Annotated in this window: 3 protein-coding genes; 2 read left to right on the top strand and 1 reads right to left on the bottom strand. The window is 43.5% G+C overall.

Features of this window, described 5'->3' with window-relative positions:
- A partial coding sequence (gene porV / locus ACYC56_RS14385; protein WP_461374860.1) for a type IX secretion system outer membrane channel protein PorV occupies positions 1-881 on the top strand: 881 nt, incomplete at its 5' end.
- A 5-nt stretch (positions 882-886) separates the two neighbouring features.
- The gene (ispF, locus tag ACYC56_RS14380; RefSeq protein WP_461374861.1) at positions 887-1378 is read left to right on the top strand and encodes a 2-C-methyl-D-erythritol 2,4-cyclodiphosphate synthase; all 492 of its coding nucleotides are present in this window, start codon (positions 887-889) and stop codon (positions 1376-1378) included.
- On the opposite strand, the gene ACYC56_RS14375 is transcribed toward ispF, so the two are convergent.
- Positions 1369-2833: ATP-dependent DNA helicase (locus ACYC56_RS14375; protein WP_461374859.1), on the bottom strand; the 1465-nt coding region annotated here is incomplete at its 5' end. The genes ispF and ACYC56_RS14375 overlap by 10 nt on opposite strands.

Genomic DNA, 2833 nt, shown 5'->3' with positions numbered 1-2833 from the left:
TTGACAATGTTTCCACGGTTGCCGCAACCTTAAGGTACTTTTCACTCGGTGAAATTACGTTTACCAATGATGTGGGCGACCCATTAGGAACTTATAAACCCAATGAATTTGCCGTCGATGCAGCCTATTCAAGGATACTCACCGATAAATTGTCGCTGGCCGTAGCAGGTAGGTTTATTTATTCAAACCTGACACAGGGACAATATGTTCAGGGTGTCGAAACCAGCGCAGGTACTTCAGTGGCTGCCGACGTGAGTTTGTATTGGGAAGATGAGGTAAATTGGTTTGCCTCTACACCTGCCTCTTTCGCATGGGGTATCAACATCTCCAATATTGGAAATAAAATATCTTACTCCAAAACAAATATTGAAAGAGACTTCATCCCCACCAATTTCCGAATCGGACCACGCCTGACCCTCGACCTTGATGATTATAACACCATTTCATTTCAAGTGGATGTAAACAAACTCCTTGTGCCTACGCCTCCAATTTACTCCGATAGTCTTTTCAATTCTGACGGGAGCCGTTTAATTGAAGGGGGAAAGGATCCGGATGTTAGTGTGGTTCAGGGCATGATGCAATCGTGGTATGATGCTCCAGGTGGGTTTTCAGAAGAAATGCGGGAATTCAGCTTTGCCGTTGGTACTGAATATTGGTATACCGATGTATTGGCATTGCGTGGTGGTTTTTACTACGAAGACCTGACCAAAGGTAACCGTAAGTATGCTACCCTAGGCGTTGGGCTGCGCTATAATGTGTTTGGATTGGATTTTTCGTACCTCATCCCTGTAACATCTGATCAAAACCCATTGCAAAATACCTTACGCTTCTCGTTGATATTCAACTTGGACAAAGTAGGTAAAAGCAATACTCCCGAATAATGACGATGCCGCCAATTCGGATTGGTATGGGGTACGACGTGCACCAACTCGTTCCCGGTAGGAAAATGGTACTGGGAGGAGTTACCATCCCCTCTGACTTCGGACCTGATGGTCATTCAGATGCCGATGTATTGATTCATGCCATGGCAGATGCCTTGCTCGGTTCACTTGCCTTAGGTGATATTGGTCAGTATTTTCCCCCTTCTGATCCTAGTTTTAAAGACATCGATAGTACTAACATTCTGCGTAAAGCAAACAGACTTGTTTTGGAAAGAGGTTATGTTGTTGGCAATATTGATTCAATAGTGGTACTTCAGAGCCCAAAGATCGCGCCTTTTATACCGGAAATAAAAATTAGACTGGCCGATATCCTGCAAGTGAATGAGGACGCTATCTCGGTGAAGGCTACCACTACCGAGAAACTGGGCTTTGTTGGAAGAGGCGAGGGTATTTCTGCTTATGCTACCGTAATGATTGTGAGAAATCCTCAACCTTGATCAGCTGTTTTATCACCATCAGACTTTTCAATTAACCCGGCGTTGAAACCCATGAGATAAAGCTTTGAAGTGGCACGTGTAACAGCGGTATAAAGCCACCTCATGTAAGCGGTATCAATTTGTTCTTCGGGTAAGTATCCTTGATCAATAAACACGTTTTCCCATTGTCCGCCTTGTGTTTTATGACAGGTGAGTGCATAACCAAATTTAACATGAAGGGCGTTATACCAGGGATCGATCCTGATTTTGTCCAAACGGGTACGTCTTTTAGGAAAATCGCCATACTCTGCCTCCACGGCATGGAACAGACGATCCATTTCACTTCGGGGCATATCCGGTCCATCGGACATCAGGGTGTCTAGAATCAATTTTACCTCCAGGATATTTTCTTCGGAGTAATCAACCAGACGGATTTCAACATCGGCGAACCTTAATCCATACTTTTCTTCCATCCTCACAATGCGCTGTACCTTTACCATGTCGCCATTGGCAATAAACCCTGCTTTTGAATCGTTTCCAAGCCAGAAATAATTATTTTTTACTACCATCAACAAGTCGCCCCCTTCCAGCTCGTTTTCACGCGACAACACTTTGTTTCTGATTTGCTGATTGAATAAATTGGCCCGTTTGTTCGATTTACAAATTACCACACTGCCATCCGAAGTTCCACTTCCAAAAGCACTGCTGAGCTCCTCTTCCATTTCATAACCACTGTTGATCAACACCACATCCCGCACTTCCCGATCAATGATAAAAAGTGGGTTTTCAATCACCTCATTTTCAAGTTTCTTTCTCAGTTGTGTGGCACTTTCAAGTATTCCTGAATCAATCGATTGTCTCATGACTTCACGCATCAAATGCTGATAACCCGTGATATTAAATGTGGCATGAAGCAGCTTTAAGTTTAACGCCGGACTGATTTCCAGACCAACGGGCGGTAACTGGGCTGTATCACCTATCAGGATGAGTTTGTTGCCGGTATTTCGGTAAACATAGTCGAAAAGGTCGGTTAACAATGAACGGTTAAAAACGCTTTCCGGCTCCTGACTTGTATCGCCAATCATCGAAGCTTCGTCTACAATAAACACGGCCTTGCTCAATTTGTTTGGCGACAGGACAATCTTGGTTTGACCATCGGCGTTGGTAATGAAAAGATAGATATACCGATGAATAGTGTGTGCACGAAATCCTGCATAATGCGAAAATACCTTGGCCGCACGTCCTGTGGGTGCCATCAGTACAAATGGGATTTCCATCACTGCCAGAGCCTTTACATACGCGCTTATTAAACTTGTTTTTCCGGTTCCTGCATAACCCTTTAACATATATAAAGGACTTGGTTTATCGCTTAATGTAAAGGAGGACAGATGATTGATCGTATTTGTTTGATCGCCGGTAGGATGGTGAACAAATTGCTTTAAAATGTGGGTTTTAAGTAGATTATTTTCCATTAAA

Source organism: Candidatus Aquicultor sp., assembly GCF_054640775.1.
Note: the sequence above shows the minus strand (reverse complement) of the source record. Positions and strands in the feature narration are given on the sequence as shown.

What these genes read in the sequence shown, in the direction of transcription:
- ispF (WP_461374861.1), top strand. Translation starts at nt 887, where the DNA reads ATGCCGCCAATTCGGATTGGTATGGGGTACGACGTGCACCAACTCGTT.